Annotated in this window: 18 protein-coding genes; 5 read left to right on the top strand and 13 right to left on the bottom strand. The window is 51.3% G+C overall.

The genetic code is table 11. The annotated features are described in order from the left end of the window. The first annotated feature begins 16 nt into the window (after nucleotides 1-16). The gene (locus NYE33_RS16010) at nucleotides 17-1,033 is read left to right on the top strand and encodes an ABC transporter substrate-binding protein (protein WP_042138847.1); all 1,017 of its coding nucleotides are present in this window, start codon (nucleotides 17-19) and stop codon (nucleotides 1,031-1,033) included. A 98-nt stretch (nucleotides 1,034-1,131) separates the two neighbouring features. Here the strand turns inward: NYE33_RS16010 and NYE33_RS16005 are convergent, their stop codons facing one another. The 10 genes from NYE33_RS16005 to fabZ all read right to left on the bottom strand — a co-directional run bounded on the left by NYE33_RS16005 (nucleotide 1,132) and on the right by fabZ (nucleotide 11,585). After that, nucleotides 1,132-2,370, bottom strand: coding sequence for an ABC transporter permease (locus NYE33_RS16005; protein WP_341066609.1), 1,239 nt, complete (start codon nucleotides 2,368-2,370; stop codon nucleotides 1,132-1,134). After that, complete coding sequence (locus tag NYE33_RS16000) at nucleotides 2,371-3,276, bottom strand: ABC transporter ATP-binding protein (protein WP_341066606.1); 906 nt, start codon at nucleotides 3,274-3,276, stop codon at nucleotides 2,371-2,373. Between the two features lies 1 nt (nucleotide 3,277). Continuing rightward, on the bottom strand, nucleotides 3,278-4,063 hold the full coding sequence (locus tag NYE33_RS15995) for a hypothetical protein (protein WP_341066604.1): 786 nt from the start codon (nucleotides 4,061-4,063) through the stop codon (nucleotides 3,278-3,280). Then, a complete protein-coding gene (locus tag NYE33_RS15990) occupies nucleotides 3,999-4,595 on the bottom strand; it encodes an RNA polymerase sigma factor (RefSeq protein WP_042138850.1) in 597 nt (198 codons plus the stop codon). Before NYE33_RS15990 ends, NYE33_RS15995 begins: the two co-directional genes overlap by 65 nt. 239 nt (nucleotides 4,596-4,834) lie before the next feature. After that, nucleotides 4,835-6,190, bottom strand: a complete 1,356-nt coding sequence (locus NYE33_RS15985; protein WP_039310022.1) for a glycoside hydrolase family 30 protein — start codon at nucleotides 6,188-6,190, stop codon at nucleotides 4,835-4,837. A gap of 61 nt (nucleotides 6,191-6,251) precedes the next feature. Beyond that, nucleotides 6,252-7,892: a sugar ABC transporter substrate-binding protein gene (locus NYE33_RS15980; RefSeq protein ID WP_336102067.1), complete on the bottom strand. Its 1,641-nt coding sequence runs from the start codon at nucleotides 7,890-7,892 to the stop codon at nucleotides 6,252-6,254. A 66-nt stretch (nucleotides 7,893-7,958) separates the two neighbouring features. Continuing rightward, nucleotides 7,959-8,846, bottom strand: a complete 888-nt coding sequence (locus tag NYE33_RS15975) for a carbohydrate ABC transporter permease (RefSeq protein ID WP_039310017.1) — start codon at nucleotides 8,844-8,846, stop codon at nucleotides 7,959-7,961. A 15-nt stretch (nucleotides 8,847-8,861) separates the two neighbouring features. Next, complete coding sequence (locus NYE33_RS15970) at nucleotides 8,862-9,842, bottom strand: ABC transporter permease (RefSeq protein ID WP_341066603.1); 981 nt, start codon at nucleotides 9,840-9,842, stop codon at nucleotides 8,862-8,864. 183 nt (nucleotides 9,843-10,025) lie between these two features. After that, complete coding sequence (locus NYE33_RS15965) at nucleotides 10,026-11,045, bottom strand: LacI family DNA-binding transcriptional regulator (protein WP_039310015.1); 1,020 nt, start codon at nucleotides 11,043-11,045, stop codon at nucleotides 10,026-10,028. 111 nt (nucleotides 11,046-11,156) lie between these two features. Then, nucleotides 11,157-11,585 carry a 3-hydroxyacyl-ACP dehydratase FabZ gene (gene fabZ / locus NYE33_RS15960; protein ID WP_336102066.1) on the bottom strand — a complete coding sequence of 143 codons (429 nt, stop codon included), beginning with the start codon at nucleotides 11,583-11,585 and terminating at the stop codon, nucleotides 11,157-11,159. Nucleotides 11,586-11,884: 299 nt separating this feature from the next. Between fabZ and NYE33_RS15955 the strand changes: the two genes are divergently transcribed. Next, a complete protein-coding gene (locus tag NYE33_RS15955) occupies nucleotides 11,885-12,013 on the top strand; it encodes a hypothetical protein (protein WP_341066600.1) in 129 nt (42 codons plus the stop codon). Between the two features lie 834 nt (nucleotides 12,014-12,847). Here the strand turns inward: NYE33_RS15955 and NYE33_RS15950 are convergent. Then, the gene (locus tag NYE33_RS15950; RefSeq protein WP_341066599.1) at nucleotides 12,848-14,236 is read right to left on the bottom strand and encodes an MATE family efflux transporter; all 1,389 of its coding nucleotides are present in this window, start codon (nucleotides 14,234-14,236) and stop codon (nucleotides 12,848-12,850) included. Between the two features lie 44 nt (nucleotides 14,237-14,280). After that, nucleotides 14,281-14,712 carry a MarR family winged helix-turn-helix transcriptional regulator gene (locus NYE33_RS15945; protein ID WP_197074262.1) on the bottom strand — a complete coding sequence of 144 codons (432 nt, stop codon included), beginning with the start codon at nucleotides 14,710-14,712 and terminating at the stop codon, nucleotides 14,281-14,283. A 369-nt stretch (nucleotides 14,713-15,081) separates the two neighbouring features. Here NYE33_RS15945 and NYE33_RS15940 point away from each other — a divergent pair, with 369 nt between their 5' ends. Further along, nucleotides 15,082-15,915: an SDR family oxidoreductase gene (locus NYE33_RS15940; RefSeq protein ID WP_341066596.1), complete on the top strand. Its 834-nt coding sequence runs from the start codon at nucleotides 15,082-15,084 to the stop codon at nucleotides 15,913-15,915. 90 nt (nucleotides 15,916-16,005) lie between these two features. After that, complete coding sequence (locus NYE33_RS15935) at nucleotides 16,006-16,584, top strand: TetR/AcrR family transcriptional regulator (protein WP_042138858.1); 579 nt, start codon at nucleotides 16,006-16,008, stop codon at nucleotides 16,582-16,584. 54 nt (nucleotides 16,585-16,638) lie between these two features. On the opposite strand, the gene NYE33_RS15930 is transcribed toward NYE33_RS15935, so the two are convergent. Beyond that, on the bottom strand, nucleotides 16,639-17,394 hold the full coding sequence (locus NYE33_RS15930) for a YheC/YheD family protein (protein ID WP_171718135.1): 756 nt from the start codon (nucleotides 17,392-17,394) through the stop codon (nucleotides 16,639-16,641). Nucleotides 17,395-17,606: 212 nt separating this feature from the next. On the opposite strand from NYE33_RS15930, the gene NYE33_RS15925 reads away from it, so the two are divergent. After that, a complete protein-coding gene (locus NYE33_RS15925) occupies nucleotides 17,607-18,422 on the top strand; it encodes a DUF6492 family protein (protein ID WP_340943947.1) in 816 nt (271 codons plus the stop codon). Nucleotides 18,423-18,434 lie beyond the last annotated feature (12 nt).

Here is an 18,434-nt window from a genome sequence, read left to right as displayed (position 1 = left end):
TAAAGGAGCGTCATCCATGCTAAGCACAAAAAAGATATTTCTTCCTTTAACCCTTCTGCTCCTCACGTTGATTCTGTCCTCCTGCGGACAATCGAACAACAGTAATAACGCAGCTCCGGCTTCTGCGGCTGCAACGGCAGCTGCTACCGAAGCACCGGCTGCCACTCCGGCGGCAACAGAGCCCGCTGCAGCTACAACACGGCTGTACACGGATTATAAAAAGAGAGAGGTTGAAATTCCGGCCGATCCGCAGCACATTGTATATGTCGGCAGCAATCCCGGCGACCTGCTGGCGCTTGGAGTGAAGCCTATAGGAGCCTCACTTAGTGTCATCGGGACGCAGGTTGCCTACCCTGATCTGCTCGAAGGCATTGAAGATATCGGGTATCCGTTCTCTCCAGAGAAGATCCTGGCCTTATCACCGGACCTGATCATCTTTGACGACTGGGATGAGACCGGGATTGAAGCGCTAAGTCAAATCGCACCGACCGTAGTGGTTGGTCTTGACGGCACCTTTCCCACGGAAGAACGCGTGCGCCAGTTAGCTGAATTGTTTGGACGTACTGCAGAGGCGGATACCTGGTTCGATGCTTACAAGGCGAAGGTTGCGGCTGTGAAGGAACAGCTGAACTTAACAGAAGGCGAAACTGCTACCTCCCTGCTTGTCCTGGGCTCTGACCTGTATATCATGGGCAACAAAGGCCTGAACGAAACGCTGTACGGACAGCTCGGATTCAAACCGACAGAAGGTGTCCAGAAGCTGATTGATGCCGACGAACGGTTCGCGAACATCTCCGACGAGGTGCTGACGCAGTATATCGGCACACACATGTTCATTCTGACCGACAACAGCAGCGAAACCGTAGCGAGACAGACGGCACTTACAGATAGCGGCTTATGGAAAGCCATTCCTGCGGTCAAAGAAGGCCGCGTCTACACCTTCGACAGCAAGTACAACTTCGACGACCCGATTACGCTGGACAGGCTGCTGGATGAGATCACTGATATCTTCAGCCGTACGTCCGCCAAATAAAAGAATGGGGCTATCCCGTCAGCCGTGCATTGGCTGCTTGGATAGCCCCTATTTTTTAAACAATACTCCATAAACCTGCAGCTCAAACCAGCTTACTTTCAGGCAACCTGATGGTTTTTGAAGGCCCGGTACGTAAATGGCAGCAGCAGAGCTATAACGATAACGGCAAACCCAGGTATAACCTTATACTCCGGAATCAATTGACCAAAAATATGAATAACCTCGTAATCCGTTATTTTCCGGAAGCTGTCAAACATATTGCTTGGCAATAATGCCATTAGATGATTGAACAGCCGGCTGCTCTCACTTGCCGGAATAGCCATGGGGACGAACAGCAGCATCCCGGCGGCAATGATCACAGGGAAGGGACTTCGCATACGGCTGGACATCCACAGGGTTATCCCGCCAACCAGCAGACACGCAAGACTGCCGATCAGGACTGCCCACATATAAGTTTGCAGGACGGTATAGGGAACCGGGGCTCTAAACTGAATCATCTGCACACTGGCGGTTCCGCCCTCAAAACCGCATATGCCAAGCAGCAGGAACGTATAGAGGCCCAGGCCAAAGATAAGCAGCATTACTGAAACAATCAGGCTTGCCCTCAGTTTCGCGGCTATAAGCCTGCTGCGCCCATAACGGGAGGATAGAAGGAGCGCATCGGCTCCGCTCTGATATTCCCCGGCGAAGACAGGGGCCAGACATACTGCGATGACAAAGGCAGTGAACAGAAAAATAAACTGCAGGTTCTCAAACACATTGGCCCAGCCTGTGACGTAGTTCATCTCAAAAGGAACCGGGATACGTTCATTCATGCGGATAAAGAAGGCCTTCTCCTGTGCCGAATAATTGCCCTCGGGATGCTCTGCATTCAAATATTCGTGTACCCTCTCCATGCGTTTCTGATAAAAGGCAGCGGCGTCACCAGGTTGCAATTTATCGCGGATATAATAATCGTATTCATTCAAAGGAGAGAACGCCCGGGAAATTAAAGAATATAGCTGTTCATACTGGACCTCATTCTTAGCAAAGGCACTAACGGTCAGCTCCCCTTTCCCATCCAGATTATCAGGATCTTGCAGCAGGCGCTGATGCCGGATTATCGTTTGTTCCAGCTTGTCTGTGGTTAATGGACCCGCGAGCTGTCGTTCATACTCTCTTTCTAGCCGGATCGCGCGAACCCCATTCAAGAAATTGCCGTCCCGGCCTGTGATCTGCGCATTGTTCACCAGTATAACCGACATTAAGATTGCCACAGCCGCTATGATCGCGACTCCTGCATAAAATGATTTCTTCCGCATAATCTTCCGCAACTCAAACCGGGTTAATATATCCATTCACTGCACCTCCCGTATGCCTGCACCAGCTGCAACAGTCAAATCATCTTGAAAATGATACAGATAGAAGTCCTCCAGCGTAGGCACAACAGCTACTGCTTGATCCCCCGGCCTCTCCTGAGACACTATACGCAGCTCTGCCCACTCCCCTTCATGCCGCAGATTGCTGATGCAGTAGCGGGCATTCCATTCTTCAACCTCCCGGGCCGGAATTCGGCATGACCATACACAGCCCTCAGCCGCAGCTGTCAGCTGCTGCACCGTACCTGTCATCAGCAGGCTTCCCTGCTTCATCACCAGAATCTGATCCGCTATGTATTCTACATCCGCAACAATGTGCGTCGAAAGAATAATGATTTTCTCCTTGCCCAGATCGGCTAGGAGATTACGGAAGCGTACCCGTTCCTTGGGGTCAAGTCCTGCTGTCGGCTCATCCAGCACAAGAACGCAGGGGTCATTAAGCAGTGCCTGGGCAATGCCGAGCCGCTGCTTCATTCCTCCGGAGAAGGTACGGATTTTCTTGCGCGCAACCTCTGACAGAGCAACCAGCTGCAGAAGCTCCCTTGTTTTTCCTTTTGCCGCCGGCAGACTCAAGCCTTTCAATGTCCCTATGTACCAGAGAAATTCCTGTGCGCTGAAATCCGGGTAATACCCAAAGTCCTGCGGCAAATAGCCGAGCATATCGCGGTATCGTTCGCCCATCCGGCTAATGTCCCGGCCATTCATTTGAATACTCCCTGAGGTTGGTATCAGAATGCCTGATATCATCCGCATCAGCGTTGTTTTGCCCGCCCCGTTTGCTCCCAGCAGACCATATACACCGCTGTTAAGCTTGATTGAAACTCCGTTTACGGCATGCTTCGCGGCAAAATGTTTATGTACCTGGTTCAAAGTCAGCTCCAGCATCCTATACTCCTCCTTGTGCGGCCGTTTCCAGACTCCGGCAGGTCTTGCGTATACCGTACCCTTCATAGACCAATCCTGCTGCCGAGAGCAGCAGTAACACCAGACCTCTTCCTGCAGCTGATGAATTGAGCAGCAGGAGCGGGGGATTAAACGAAACAATGAGCTGTAGCAACACCAGCAGGCAGCAATATAAGAGGCAATAGTAACCGCAGTTTGGTGTGCGCACCCGGTTTAGCAGCCACAGACAGCCAAAGCAAGCCAGATTAAAGGGAATCAGCAAGTATAGGACCATCTCCAGGACTCCGGCATCTGTCCATGTACCCAGTAAGGCCCCAAGCAGCGTTAATCCAAGCAGATCGGCCATTCCCAGCAGGCTCATCCGGACAGCTGTCAGCTTATCAAGCAGATGATAGGTACTGAGTTCAACCTCCAGCATAGAGCGGCTTAATGACCGGGTCATGGTCTGTATCCCTGTGATTACAAGTAAAGGTGCAGCCAGAGAGGCCAGCATCATAAGCTGTATATTTGCCCTCTGCCCTTGCATAGAGTTGTGCAGTAAGAATGCCATTCCCATAACAATCAGCAGCTGCGCCGCCCATACCTTCCGGCTGATGAAGCGGAGCTGCAGCTTATAGAAATCTGCTAAACTTGTTCTCCGTCCGCCCAGCGCCTGTCTTAGCTCTGTCTCAGCTCCCCCGATGGTTTCCTCCAGCCGCTTCCGCTCAACGGGGAACGAGGGGGAGTTCTGCAGGATTCCGATGATGGACTGCTGATGCTTGTTCAACATAATCACTCCTCTCCAAATGACTCCTTAAACTGTTCAGCCCGCGCTTAACACGGTACTGTACCATACATACATTCACTCCCGTAATACGGGCGATATCGCGGAAGGTCAAATCCAGGCAAAAACGCATAAATACCGGCTCCCGCTGCTCCTCCGGAAGCAAGTGAAGCAGTTCATCGACCAGCTGCCCCTTCTCCACCTGTTCCTCTATAGAAAGGCCCTGCCAGACAGCTTCCCCGGTGACAGCTTCATCAAACTCCATGGAGGGAAACTGCACTCTCTTCCGCAGTTGGTCATTACATAAGTTCCGGGCAATCGTATATAAGTAAGCACGGCATTTCCCGCTATTCGAATACCTTGCGATATGCCTGCAGAACCGGTAAAAGGTCTCCTGGGTCAGATCCTTGGACTCTTCCTCACTGCGGAGCCGGTAATAACAGTACTTCTGTATTCCGGCGTAATACCGCTCAATCAGCGGCGTCAGATACCTGGTCTCCCCCTCCTGGATGCGACGAACCCATTCACCTTCATCCACTTGCGTCCTCTCCTTTCTACTCTATATAACTGTATTTGGCAGATAAAAAGTGAAGTATATTTGTGACCTTTTGATGAAGATTGATATTTTTTACATTTCCGGCAAAAAAGAAGCGTCCCGGCAGCCAGTTCATGGCTTTGCGGAACGCCTTGTTCATTTAATCTATTCGATTCCTTTTATTTGTAAATAAATAACGTGACTGGACACAAGCTGATCTGGCTGAACTTGTCGGGAGCCTGCTACTCCCTACTGCCGTCCACCTTCAATGATACAGCACTTTTAGGCGCCATGGGGAAGGTCAGTACCTCATCCCCTTGCAGCTTCACAGCTACATTCTCTTGCGTATCCCCATCGTTGAACAAAACCGCCGCAAACGATCCGTCACTGTTGCGGAAGGCAACGGAGCGTACTTGCTCATTGCTAGCGGCAGAAGCAAGGCGCAGCGCCTTGGGCCGGATGACTTTGCTGAAATGCGCCAGCGCGTAATAATCCAGGGTATATGTAAGCTCCCTTGTCTGCTGGTTGACCGTCACTACTCCGCGGCAGGTACTCTTGCCGAAGCCGGGAACGGTTGGACCATTCTGTTCATCCAGCGCCATATTCCACAGCACGAACGACTTGCTGTGATTCCGCAAAATCTCAATTCCCGTGCGCATCACATTGGAGAACGCCTGCTCAAACGGCGGAATCCATTCCCCGCCCGAGCCTTCGGTGAAGTGTACTTCTTTGCCGGGATAAGCCGCCAGCACTTCTGACTGCGCAGCCGGTGCACCGCCATACCAGTGCCAGGCTACACCATCCACTTCCGCTTCGGCCTGCTCAAGAACGGTCAGCGGATAATCCGGCCGGTCCCAGTTGTGATCGTAGCAGAGGATTTTGGCTTCAATTCCATTCTTCCTGAAGCTTGGCTTCAGATAGTCGCGGATGAACTCCAGCTGCTCCTCCGGCAGCATAAGCATGCCCGGATAATGCTGCGGTTCATAGAGCGGCTCATTCTGCGCAGTGACGGCATAGGTAGGCAGACCATGAGCCGCGAAGTCCTGAATATAGCAGACGAAATAGTCCGCATACACCTGATAGTGCTCCGGCTTCAGCTGACCGGTAATCATCGACCCGCTGGTCTTCATCCAGCCCGGTGCGCTCCAGGGTGAAGCCATCAGCTTGATTTCCGGATTCAGCTTCAACGCCTGCTGCAATAAAGGAATAATATCCGCTTCATCATGGGCTATGGAGAACCCGGACAATCCGGGATCTGTCTCGTTCTCAGGCAGATCATTATAACTGTAGACCGTTCTGGCATAATCCGATGCCCCCATCGGATTCCGCAGGAAGGACAATCCTATCCCGTCCTGCGGGTGGAACAGCTTGCTCATTACTTCCGTTCTTTGCTCCTCGTCAAGCACCTGATGAATCAGATAAGCGGCCGAGTCCGTGAAGGAGGCCCCGAACCCATCCATCTCCTGATACGTATGACTGGCATCTATCTCAACTGTGGCAGTAACCGTATCAGCAGAAATTTGCGGCAGTTGTGCAACTGACTGCTCCACAAACAGCTCGTCTTCTCCGTTAGACTGATACATGATAATTTCCCGCATGTGTTATCCCTCCATCTTTTTATGCAAAAGGGCCCAAAGCGGGCCCCTTCCTGTGCCTTGCTTATTTAATGCCCAGCTTTTCCTTGTTGGCTTGCATCTTCCCGCTGCGGATTTCTACGATCTTATCCCAGCTGTTTTTGTCCAGGAAGGCTTTATAATCAGCCAAGGTACTGTCAAAGGCTGCATCATCCTTGGCACGGATCATACTTACCATTGTTGTATTCCAGGTGGTGTTAATCGCCGTCAGGCCGCGTGCTTCGGCTGTACCCTGATCGGGATTGATGTTCTCCAGGATGAAATGCGGTTTCAGCTTGCCGTGGCCCCATTCCTGCATTTGCTTGATCGATTCAGGGAAGGCATCCTTGCTCAGCGCTTTGTGGCGGTCATGCCCGAAGAACATGAATTCGCCCATCCGGTAATCCTTCTTGAACTTATCCGCATTATTCAGCTGCAGATCCTTCACTTCCGGCAGCAGTTCTACCGTACCGTCGCTATTTGCCTTGTAGGTCTCGCCTTCAATACCATAGTTCATCAGCTTCTGGCCTTCTTCGCTAAGCAGGTACGTGAAGATTTGAATCGCTTTGGCCGGGTCCTTGCAGTCCTTGGTGATGTAGCTGATCATCCAGCCGGTAATCCCGGACTGATTGAGGGTCGGCTGATGTCCCACTGTGCTCTGCGGACCATCGATGGCAATGTACTCTTTTCCCGGATTAGCACTCATGAAGATCTGCAGATTCCCGCCCTGCTGTGGAGTACCGTCGAGCAGCATCGTGGCATATTTACCGGATTTCACTTTTTCCTCAAAGCCTGTACCGTCATCGGCGAAGCTGTCGTCACTGATCGCCCCGTCTCTGTATACGGCATTCAGCGTCCGCAGCCAGGTCAGGTAATCCTCATCCAGATTGCGGTTGTAGAACTTGCCGTCTTCGGTTTCCAGCGGCACGCCGATGAAATCCTGCAGCACATCCCCTAGTGAGCCGGTGCCTTCCCCAATGGAGTTGAAACCGAAGGGAATCATGTCAGGGAACTGTGTTTTGATCTGATTCATGACATTCTTGAATTCTTCCGGGGTCCCGAAGGAGGGGCTGCCCAGTGCTTCATAGACATCCTTGCGGATAACAAAAGCCGTTTTGGCCGGAATGTTACCGCTGTCATAATCAGCCTGTGTATTGGAATAGTTAGGATAGCCATAGGTTTTGCCGTCTTTCAGTTGGAACCAGTTCAGCGTGTCGGCCGCAGCGACCTTGTTGAAGTAAGGATCATATTTCTCGGCCAGATCATTCAGCGGGAGCGCCCAGGTAGCAGCTTTCTGTACTACTGGTGAGTTCGAGTCGAAGATCGTCAGCAGATCCGGCATATCGCCGCCCGCGAAGAATGTATTCAGCTTGGTGTCGTCCCCCGTAATGAACTTGATGTCGATGTTCAGATCCTCTTTGATCTTCTTGGTCACCACATCCTTGCCGAAGTCCGTATTCCACCAGTCCGCGTTGACATACCAGGTCAATTCCGTAGTCTCCGATTTCTTATCCAGCTGCCAGGCCGGAGTTTCCGGGTCCACCGTGTAGCGGTCTTCTATTGAGACATCGCTGCCCTTCTTCGAACCGCCGTTTGAGCTGCAGCCTGCCACCACCAGCATTGCCGCCATCAGCAGCAGAGCGAGCTTAACACCCTTATTTCCCAGGACTTTATTCATTTTAATCATTGATAAACCTCCTATAATATGATGTAGAAACCGATTTCTTTTGAAAAATACGCCCCCTCTTCTTCTCTACTCTTTGACCGCCCCCATCATCATGCCGGAGATAAAGTACCTTTGAAGAACTGGATACATCGCAACAATAGGCAGGGTAGTAATGACAATTGTTGCTAGCTGAACCCCTTTGGTGGTGGTTTCAATCACGGCTGAGCCCCCGATGTTCTGCATCGACTGGGTCTGTGACTGCACGATAATCTCATACAGCTTCATCTGCAGCGGATAAAGGGCCTGATTGGTGATATATAGCTTCGTTGTCATGAAGTCGTTCCATTGCCCCACCCCGTTGAACAGGGCGATTGTCGCCATAGCGGGCATGGAGAGCGGAATGAAGATTTTGAGGAAAATATGCCAGTCGCCTGCGCCGTCAATCTTGGCCGATTCTTCCAGCGAATCCGGGACATTCCGGAAAAAGTTCATCAGAATGACAACGTCGTAATAGCTGAATAATGCGGGGATGATGTACACCCAGAAGCTGTTCAGGAGTCCGAGCGATTTAATGAGCAGGTAAGTCGGAATCATCCCGCCGGAGAAAAACATCGTAATGACGCCCATCGCCACATACAACTTGCGGCCGCGGATGTATCTTTTGCTGAGACCATAGCCGATCATGGCGCAAAAGAATACATGGGTGAAGACCCCGACAAAGGTTTTGGAGATGGAGACCAGGAAGGACTGCCCGATACTACTGTCATTGAATACCGCGCGGTAATTCTCCAGGGAGAACTCCTTGGACCAGAAAATAAACCCGCCCTCGGCAAGCGCCTTGCCTGAGCTCAAGGATGAAATAATGACGTTCCATAAGGGAACGAGAATAATAACCATGAAGATTATCAGCAGAACCATATTGACCGCGTCAAAGATCCGGCTGTCGATATCTTCTTTAACCACCTTTCGGTTCACAGCACATGCCTCCCTTTATAACACGGATTGATTATCATTTAACTTACTGGTGATTTTGTTGGCCGTAACCAGCAGGATCACTGAAACGATGGAGACACCCAAACCAACGGCGGTCGCATACGAGAAGTCACCTTGCGTCATCCCCATACGGTATACATACGAATTGATGACCTCCGCTCTGGCCCGGTTCTGGGAGTTCATGAGGACCAGCGTCTGATCCAGATTAGAACCGAGTAAACCGCTTACAGTCAGAATCAGATTCAGGCTGATAATCGACTTCATGTTCGGAAGCGTGATATTCCAGATTTGCCGGAGCCGGCTGGCTCCATCTATTTTGGCCGCCTCGTAGTAGGTCGGATCGATTTTTGACATAATGGCCAGGTACAGAATTGTGCCCCAACCGGCTTCTTTCCAGATATCGGACAACGTGGCAATCCACCAGTACTTGCCGGAATCCAGCAGAATGTTGGACGGCTTCGAGATCAGTCCCAGATTCAGCAGCAGCTCATTGAACAAGCCGGAAGTAGAGAACCAGGTGATCAGCATCCCGCCGAGAACGATCCATGACAGGAAATGCGGCAGGTAGGAGATGGTCTGGACGAATTTTTTGAAGCGCCCCATATTCAGCTCGTAAATCATAATGGCGAGAATAATCGGAATGATAAACCCGATCCCAAGCTTCAGGAAGCTGATGCCCAGCGTGTTCACGACTGCATCCCAGAAGTATTCGTCAGACAGAATAATCTTGAAGTTATCCAGCCCCACCCAGGGTGCGGAAGATAGTGTGTCTATGACCGTGTAGTTCTTGAAGGCAATTGTCAGACCGTAAATCGGTATGTAGCAAAAAATAATCATAAAAATAATGCCCGGCAGAATCATGGATTGAATCTCCCACTGCCTTTTGTAATCGATTACAAACTCTTTGATCCGATGCCCCATAGGCTTCTTGGCGTTCGGCGGCATTGAAGTTGGCGGTACTACAGCTGTTTTATTCACGTTCTTCTCCCCTCCAAATCAAGAAATCAGATGTTCAAATCAATAAAAACGTTTTTATTTCCGTGCAAAAAAAAGCCCCCCTGCTGTGCATATTTTTATATAACAATGAAGTAGAAACAGAAGGAAACCTAATCGTGTGAAAACATATGGATGCTTATATCTGGAAACGACCACTCCTGCTCTCTAAGGGCGGTCATTCCGGTCCATCTTTACATGGCTTGAGCCTCTTACTACCAGTTCACCCTGCAATTTCTGTACGGCGCCTTGCTCTTTCTCTTGAATCATGCGCACCAGATGGTCAATAGCCAGCATGCCCTGCCTTGCGATCTGATTCCTCACTGTCGTGAGCGGCGGCGAGTAGTATGGAGCGATATCAATATCATCGAAGCCCATTACGCTGACATCCTCCGGCACCTCATACCCGTAGCTCTTAAGCGCCTGGATACAGCCGATCGCACTGATATCATTACCGGCCAGGAAGGCGTCAGGCAATTTCTCGGGATGCACGCGGATAAAGGACTTCACGGCATTATAGGTACTGTCTTCCTCAAAATAACCCTGAAGAATATAATCATCATCCACCGGAAGCTGATATTGGCGGAGCGCTGCCAGATAACCCTCCCGCCGCTGTACGCTGTCGAACATCGTATCTACGCCGGAGATATAGGCAATTTTCTTATGCCCCAGGCCGATTAAATACTTGGTAGCCTCATAGCCTGATTCAAAAGAATCAAAAATGATGCTCCCCATCCCCTCGTCCTCCAGCACCCGGTCCAGAAATACCGCCTTAATCTTGTCTTTCTTCATCGCGGCAATATCCTTCTCGTCGATGCCCAGCTCCTCGTAGATAATGACACCATCCACGCGCCGTCCGAGAATATTGCTCATGACCACCTGTTTGTCCTTGGTGACAAATACATTCAGGCCATAACCCAGGCGGTCGCATTGACGGGCCATGGATTCTACCAGCTTGTAAAAGTATGGACCTGACACACTTGTGGTGAAGAACCCCAGCATCTTGGTCGTACCGGACTTCAGCAGCTTACCGTTCAGGTTCGGAACATAATTCAGGCGCTGCGCTACCTTCAGCACATGGGATTTGGTCTCCGGGTTGAGTACATCCACGTCATTCAAGGCGTTGGAGACCGTGGAGATGGAGACGCCTGCTTCTCTGGCCACGTCTTTGATTGTTATCTTTCCCATATCATTGTTCCTCTGCAATAAAAACGTTTTTATAGTTTATAAAATAGCATGAAACCGTTTTAAACACAACACTTTTTCTCATGATCTTTCTCCAGCCACCTTTTCCGCTAGTTATTGCCCGCTGAAGGCAAACATAATCTCTGCCTCGCACACCCGCTCACCGTCTACAGTGGCGGTCCCGGTTCCTTTTACAATCATCCCTTTGACGCGGGTGACCTCAAATTCAAGGCGCAGCCGATCTCCCGGCTTCACTTGACGCTTAAACCGGCAATTGTCGATTCCCGTGAGCAGTCCGATGGTGCTTCCGCCCTCTTCCTGCTTGGACATGGCTATACCGCCTACCTGGGCCAATGCCTCTACGATCAATACACCCGGCATCACCGGATATCCGGGGAAATGCCCCTGGAAGAATGGTTCGTTTATACTCACATTCTTAATCCCGACCGCCCGCTTGCCTTCTTCAAGCTCGGTGATCCGGTCTACCAGCAGAAACGGATAACGGTGGGGAATCCGCGCCTGAATTTCATTCACGTCCAGCATACAGTAACTCCTCTGTGATTAAATTTATCTCATTTTACTATAAAGCAGCGGGATTTAGCTATGCAGGAGTTGGGCGGGCGGATGCGGGCGGCAAGTAACCAGGGTGAAGTATGATGCCGGTAACTGGCGGGGTGCGGGCGGGGGCGGTGGGTGCAGGTGACTGGCGGTAGTTCGGGCAGGGGCGGGGGGTGCCGGTGACTGGCGGGGTGCGGGCGGGGGCGCTGGGTGCCGGTAACTGGCGGGGTGCGGGCGGGGGCGCTGGGTGCCGGTAACTGGCGGGGTGCGGGCGGGGGCGGTGGGTGCCGGTGACTGGCGGGGTGCGGGCGGGGGCGGTGGGTGCCGGTGACTGGCGGGGTGCGGGCGGGGGCGAGTTGGGAGGTGAGTGCGGACGGAGTGTTATAGGTGCAGGCGATGATGAGGCGTATTGAGAGACGTTGTCCCCCTTCGTTCCACTCACTAGCCCATTTGCAGCAGAATTAAAGGGATTTTTCCCTCTAATTTCACTCGTCCCGCCTACTTTTGGTGTATTTAATGGGATTTATCCCTCTATTCCCCTCATTCTGCCTACTTTCGGCGTAATTAGTGGGATTTTTCCCTATATTTTTCATCTGCGCCCCACTTCCACCGGAACCAGGGGCACTTTTGCCCCTCAATTCCCACTCCAGGCCCACCTCCACCGGAATCAGGGCACTTTTTGCCCCTCATTTCCCCTCCAGGCCCAATTCCACCGGAATCAGGGCACTTTTTGCCCCTCATTTCCCCTCCAGGCCCAATTCCACCGGAACCAGGGGCACTTCTGCCCCTCATTTCCCACTCCACGCCCACTTCCACCGGAATGAGGGGCACTTTTGCCCCTCATTTCCCCCTACAGGCCACTTCCACCGGAATCAGGGGCACTTTTGCCCCTCATTTACCTCTCCAAGCCCACTTCCACCGGAACCAGGAGAACTTTTACCCCTCATTTACCTCTACAGGCTTACTTCCACCGGAATCAGGGGCACTTTTGCCCCTCATTCCCTCTCCAAGCCTACTTCGGGGGTCCCATGAATACATTGCATAATTTCCTAAACGCCAAAAAACCTTGGATATAAGCTAAACTTAAGAATGTTGACCAGCCGATGTACGAACCTCCTGCAGAGCAAGGTTTCGTACATGCAGCAATTCAGATTCTAAGTTTACCCTATATAGATTCAAGGTTTTTAAAGAAATCTAAGTAATTTACTTAGGGCTTCAGGTCTTCAAGGCATCATTGCTTCAGGGCGTCACACCGACGCCACCGGAGCAGCCCCCTCCGGATCGTCTACACTACCCAATCTCCCCAGCTTCCGGTTGAAGCCGATGAACAGAATCACGCCCAGGAGGCTTGTCGTCACCTCGGTAACGGTCATGGACCAGATCACGCCATGCAGGCCGAAGAAATGATGCAGTACGATAATCACCGGGATATAGAGCACGCCTTGCGTAACTGCCATAATCCCCGCCTGTGCGCCTTGGCCTGTAGCCTGGAAAATGCTCATGAACAGACCGGTGAAACCATTGAACAGCGCGGAGATGAGCATGGCTGCCAGAATGTAAATCCCCATGCTGATCACCGAGTTATCATTGGAGAACAAATGCAGGATAGGTCCCCGGAACACATAGACCAGACTGACAAATACCACCGCAATGCTGGCGATATAGCCAAAAGCATACTTAATACTTGAGGTAAGTCTGGCTCTGTTCCTGCTGGCATAGTTAAAGGCGAAGAGCGGGATCAGGCCCAGGAACAGTCCCATCGACAGGAACTCGGGAATCTGCACAATTCTCAGCGCTACCCCGAACCCGGCTACCACATTATCACCATACTGGATGGAATAGTTATTAAGCAGCAGTGTTGTCACAATCAAAAAAGCGCATTGCAGCAGTTCAGTGATGCCGACTTTATAAATCTCCAGCTTATCCTGCAGGGATATTCTGAAATGCTTCAGGAACCCCCTGAGATTCTGACTCCGTTTCTCCAGATAATAGAGATAATAGAGTGCCGAACCAAGGTTAGCGAGGCACATGGCCAGCGCCGCTCCGGCTACATGCCAGCCCAGAATCAAGATAAACAGCGGGTCAAAAATCAGGCTGAGCGCCGTGCTGATGAAGATCCCGTACATGGACTCCTTCGACGCCCCCTCCGCACGGACCAATTGTTCGAGTGCAAAGTTAAGCACAATCGCGAAACCGCCGGCGAACATCGTCAGGGCATAGGTCTTCGTGTAATCGAAGGTTGCCGCATCCGCACCGAGCAGGCGGGTGAGCGGATTAATCGCCAGCAGCGCCAGCAGGGCGATAACGATCCCGGCGATGATGCTTGCATAGAAGGTATATCCGGCGATCCGCTTTCCCTTCTCCGTATTCTTCTCCCCGGCCAGCCGGGTGACGAAGGTTCCGCCCCCCACTCCGAACACATTGCCGAAGGCCATCAGGACGGTAAAAATCGGCAAGCCCAGCGTGATCGCCGTCAGCATCCCCGTATTATGCAGCAGGCCGATGAAATACGCGTTGATCACATTGTAGACCGTTCCGACTGACATGCCGATCATCATGGGAACCGACAAATGGAATATCGCCTTTTTCATTGGAGCGGATTCCAGGTAATATTGGTTGGATACTTCCTTGTTCATATTCATTCCTCCAAACGTATACTTTCATAATCCAATTCATTCCATTACAAGCTTTGATTAACTTTGGACAGCAGCGACAATAGGGTTGATGCCTCCTCTTTGCTGAGCTGCCGGGTAATACCGGCTTCAACATCCGAGAACATAAGGTTGAACTCCTCGACCAGGATAACTCCCTTCTCCAATACGGTCAGCTTCTTCTGACGCTCATCCTTCTCATGGGTGACGCGGGCAATGTAGCCTTTTTTCTCCAGGCCCTGGAGCATGCTGGTGATGCTGGCCCCGCGCCGCTTGAACTGCTCCGCCAGATCCTTCTGGATCACGCCTTTGTCCTGATTCTCATAGATATATCCGATCATCCGGCCTTGCGCGGAATTCAGTCCCAGCTCGTTCAGCCGGGCATCGGCAGAGCTCTTAAGCTTCAAGCCAATCTCACGGATCAAATCTGAATACGGTGTATGCAAAATAGGTTCGGTCATCTTCATGTCCCCTTGTCAATTAGATAGAATTCTAAGTAATATAGCAAGCATAGTAGATAGAATCCTAACTGTCAATGTTCTAACTATCTGGACATCTTCTAATTATCTGGATATCTTTTAGCTAACTGGATACCGAAGCAGACCTAAGCCTCTCCTCCTTTCGGCATAGCCTTGATCCCTGCTGCAGACCTAATGTACTTAGGGAATGTAAACTGAGTTTAAACGGAATCTAACCAGCAAGTATCTTCATCCTTGACAATCCCCGCCGAAAGGATAATAATGTCCCTAGAATGATCATTCTAATGGATGGTATATTTTTTTATCACGCATTAGAATGATCGTTCGATCTAATAATAGGAGGGAATATTCATGTCTACTAACAGAGCAGCTCAAACGATTTTCATCACAGGTACCAGTTCGGGACTCGGAAAGCTAACGGCGATTCATTTCGCCAAAATGGGCTGGAATGTGGCGGCCACTATGCGTACACCGGAGAACGGGCAGGAGCTGCGCCAGTACGACAATATCAGGCTGTTCAAACTGGATGTTACAAATCCGGACCAGGTGAGTTTGGCTGTGGATGCGGCTATAGACGCTTTTGGCAAGATAGATGTTGTTGTTAACAACGCAGGAATGGGCACCTATGGACCGCTGGAGCTGGCGGCTGAGAAGGATATCGATTGGCAATTCGCTGTCAATACCCGGGGACCGATCAATGTGATCCGCCGCTTCCTGCCTCACTTCCGGGCCAATGGCGGCGGGATGTTCATCAACATCAGCTCCTTCATGGGTGTGACTACTGCGGTGCCGCTCGGCTCTCTCTACAACATGTCCAAGTTCGCGCTGGAAGGATTAACCGAAGGGTTGTACTACGAGCTGAAGCCGCTGAATATTGAGCTGAGGCTGATCGAGCAAGGCGGTTCTTCCGGCAATAACTTCACGGATAATATCATCTGGAACAGAGATGAGAAGATTACAGTGTACGATGAGATGATGGATAAACTGAGTGCGCTTATGGGAAACCGCGACAACAGCCAGCTGGATGACCCGCAAGTAATTGTAGATGCGATAGCAGACCTGGCCACCGGGGTAAGCAGCAAATTCCGGACGGTGATCGGCGATACAGGGAACAGCTTGATGGCGCTGCGTAATTCCGTGCCGATTGAAGAGTATCTGGAGACCATGGCGCAGAATAACCGCTAAAACGCAGCCGTAATGCCGCCCCCTGCGTGCCTTGACAAGCCGGAACCTCTTGCCTTACATTAGAATGAATGTTCGATTGGAGGCGGGTTTATGTTCGACAATTATAATAAGGTTCAGCAGGCCGTCCTGGAAACGACGCTGGGTCTGATTATTGAGAAGGAGCTTCAGGCGACTTCCATGTCGCTGATTGCCAGGAAATCCGGGATTTCTACCGGAAGCATCTATCATTATTTTGAGAGTAAAGAAGCAATCATCAATGAGCTGTATAGGGGTATCGTTACTTTTAACGGGCATAAGGTGCTTGACGGCGTATATACCGACGAACCTCTGCGCACCCGTCTGGAGCGGGCCTGGAGGAATCTGATCACCCTGTCACTGGAGTATCCGCAGGGCTTTCAATTTATCGAACAGTATTCGTTCTCGCCCTATATCTATGATGAAGTCAAGCAAGCGGCCTATGAAGGCGGCTGGTGTCATCCGCTGGAGAAGCTCTACGCCGAAGCCGTTGAGCAGAAGCTGTTTACCGCTATGGACCCCAAGTTCATGGTGCAGATGCATTACGGCTCCATCGTCTATGTCGTGAAAAGCGCACTGAACCATTATCTGGACCTTAAGGACGAGGAGATCGACGGTCTAATTGACTCCTGCTGGCAAAGCGTAAGCCTATAAAAAAATGATCATAAAAGAAAGGCCTTGCACGTTGGCAGGCCTTCTTTGTGTGCTCTATGGCTTCAGGCTAAAACGCCGGTACCTCATTACTCTGCGGTACATGGATTTATCCTTAAGCTGATTAAAGATATACGGGTCAGGATTCATGTTCACTTCAATAATCCATGGCTTGAGCGTCCGGTCAAGGCCGATGTCTACACCGAATTGCCGGTGGCGCGGATAGGTCTTCTGCATTTGAACCGCGATGCGTGTGCCCAGACGGTTCAGTTCTCCCTTCAACTGCGCGAGCTGGTGGGCCGACAGATGGGTAGAGAGCAACTGCTCCACTGCGGTCGGTTTGCCGCCGCTGTGGTAATTGGTTACTATTTTGCGCGGATGCCCCAGCCTGCCAATGATCCCGGTAGCCTCCCAGACGCCCTTAGGGCTGAGCTGCACCATCACCCGGATGTCGAAACGGCGCCCGCCCTGCTTCAGCAGATGGATACCTTTTTGAACCAGATAGCTCCTTCTGCCGATCTTCTTCGCCAGACTTTTATGAAAAGCTTCAAACGTATCGAAATGGCGCCGCGTTTCCTCATACTGGTACGTATACCCCTGCCGTTCCCCCCGCTCAGCGCGGATCACTCCATTGCCATAGGTTCCCCGTTCCGGCTTGACATAAATCATTCCATAGCTGTGAATCATCTGCTCCAGATTGCGTCTGGTAAACCTCCGGGTATCCGGGATGAAGGGGGTAATGGTTTGGTTCTTAAGCAACAATTGGGTCTTGTACCATTTGCTCTGACCTGACTGAACCTGCTTGGCTGTCACGCATGCACTCTCCTGTCCGGGAAGGAGCTCTCCATCCTCCCTTGATTTGCATAGTCGCTGCATTCTATGCGGAAGAAGGCGTATTTGAATAAAGCATCTGCCCCCTATGGGAAGATAAACTTTCAGCAGGATCATTGCCCTGTCAACCGTTAATCCGCAGGCATACCCTAGTGCAGACGCTCAAGTGTCAATATAGGTACGGAGATGAACCCATGTCAGATACTTCGGAAAATGTAACGAAAAACGGCCCTCCAATCGATGTTCTGATCCCGGCTATTGAAAAGGATCTTGCCACCCTCCCCCATGTGATCGACAGTCTCCGCCGCTACGTCCGCCACCCTATCAGCCATATTTATATTGTTTCGCCGAACAGCAGCAAGATCAGAGGGCTGTGCTCCCGCAAAAATTGTGTCTTTGTCAATGAAACCACCGTTCTGCCGTTCACCAAGAAAGCTATCCGCTACTCCTCTTCCCGCTGGAACCGTTCCGGCTGGCTGTACCAGCAGCTGCTTAAGATGAACGGGGATCATATTTGCCGCGAGAAATTTTTCCTGGTGGTTGATGCGGATACGGTGCTGATTCGCCCCCATCGTTTCCGTTCCGGCGGGAAAAGCATCTTTTATTGCCGTAGCTGGAGCCAGCCGGAATATTTCCGCACCTACCGGAAGCTGCTCGGCGCCGCCGCTCCTTCCCCTAAGTCTTTTGTTACACACTATATGCTGTTCGAGTCCGCGAAGCTGGCCAGTCTCAAAAGAACTATTGAAGCCCGGCACGGGATGCCCTGGCATGCCGCCATTCTCCGCTCCATCGACAAAACGAAGCAGTTCGGCTTCTCCGAATTCGAAACCTATGCCAACTATGTGTACAGCAGGAACAGCGCCGCTGTGCTGCTCAGGAACGCCAACAATAAAGCTCTGAAGACTCCGGCGGGCTCTCTGGGCAAAGCGCAGCTTCAGAAGTATGCCCGTACGTACCGTTCGCTGTCCTTCCATCAGCGCAAGGGATATTCCACTCCGCCCAAACCTTAAGGAGGCAGACCG

The organism is Paenibacillus sp. FSL R10-2199, assembly GCF_038000235.1.
Taxonomy (GTDB): Bacteria; Bacillota; Bacilli; order Paenibacillales; family Paenibacillaceae; genus Paenibacillus_AQ; species Paenibacillus_AQ phytohabitans.
This window is presented reverse-complemented; position numbering and strand designations above follow the sequence as displayed.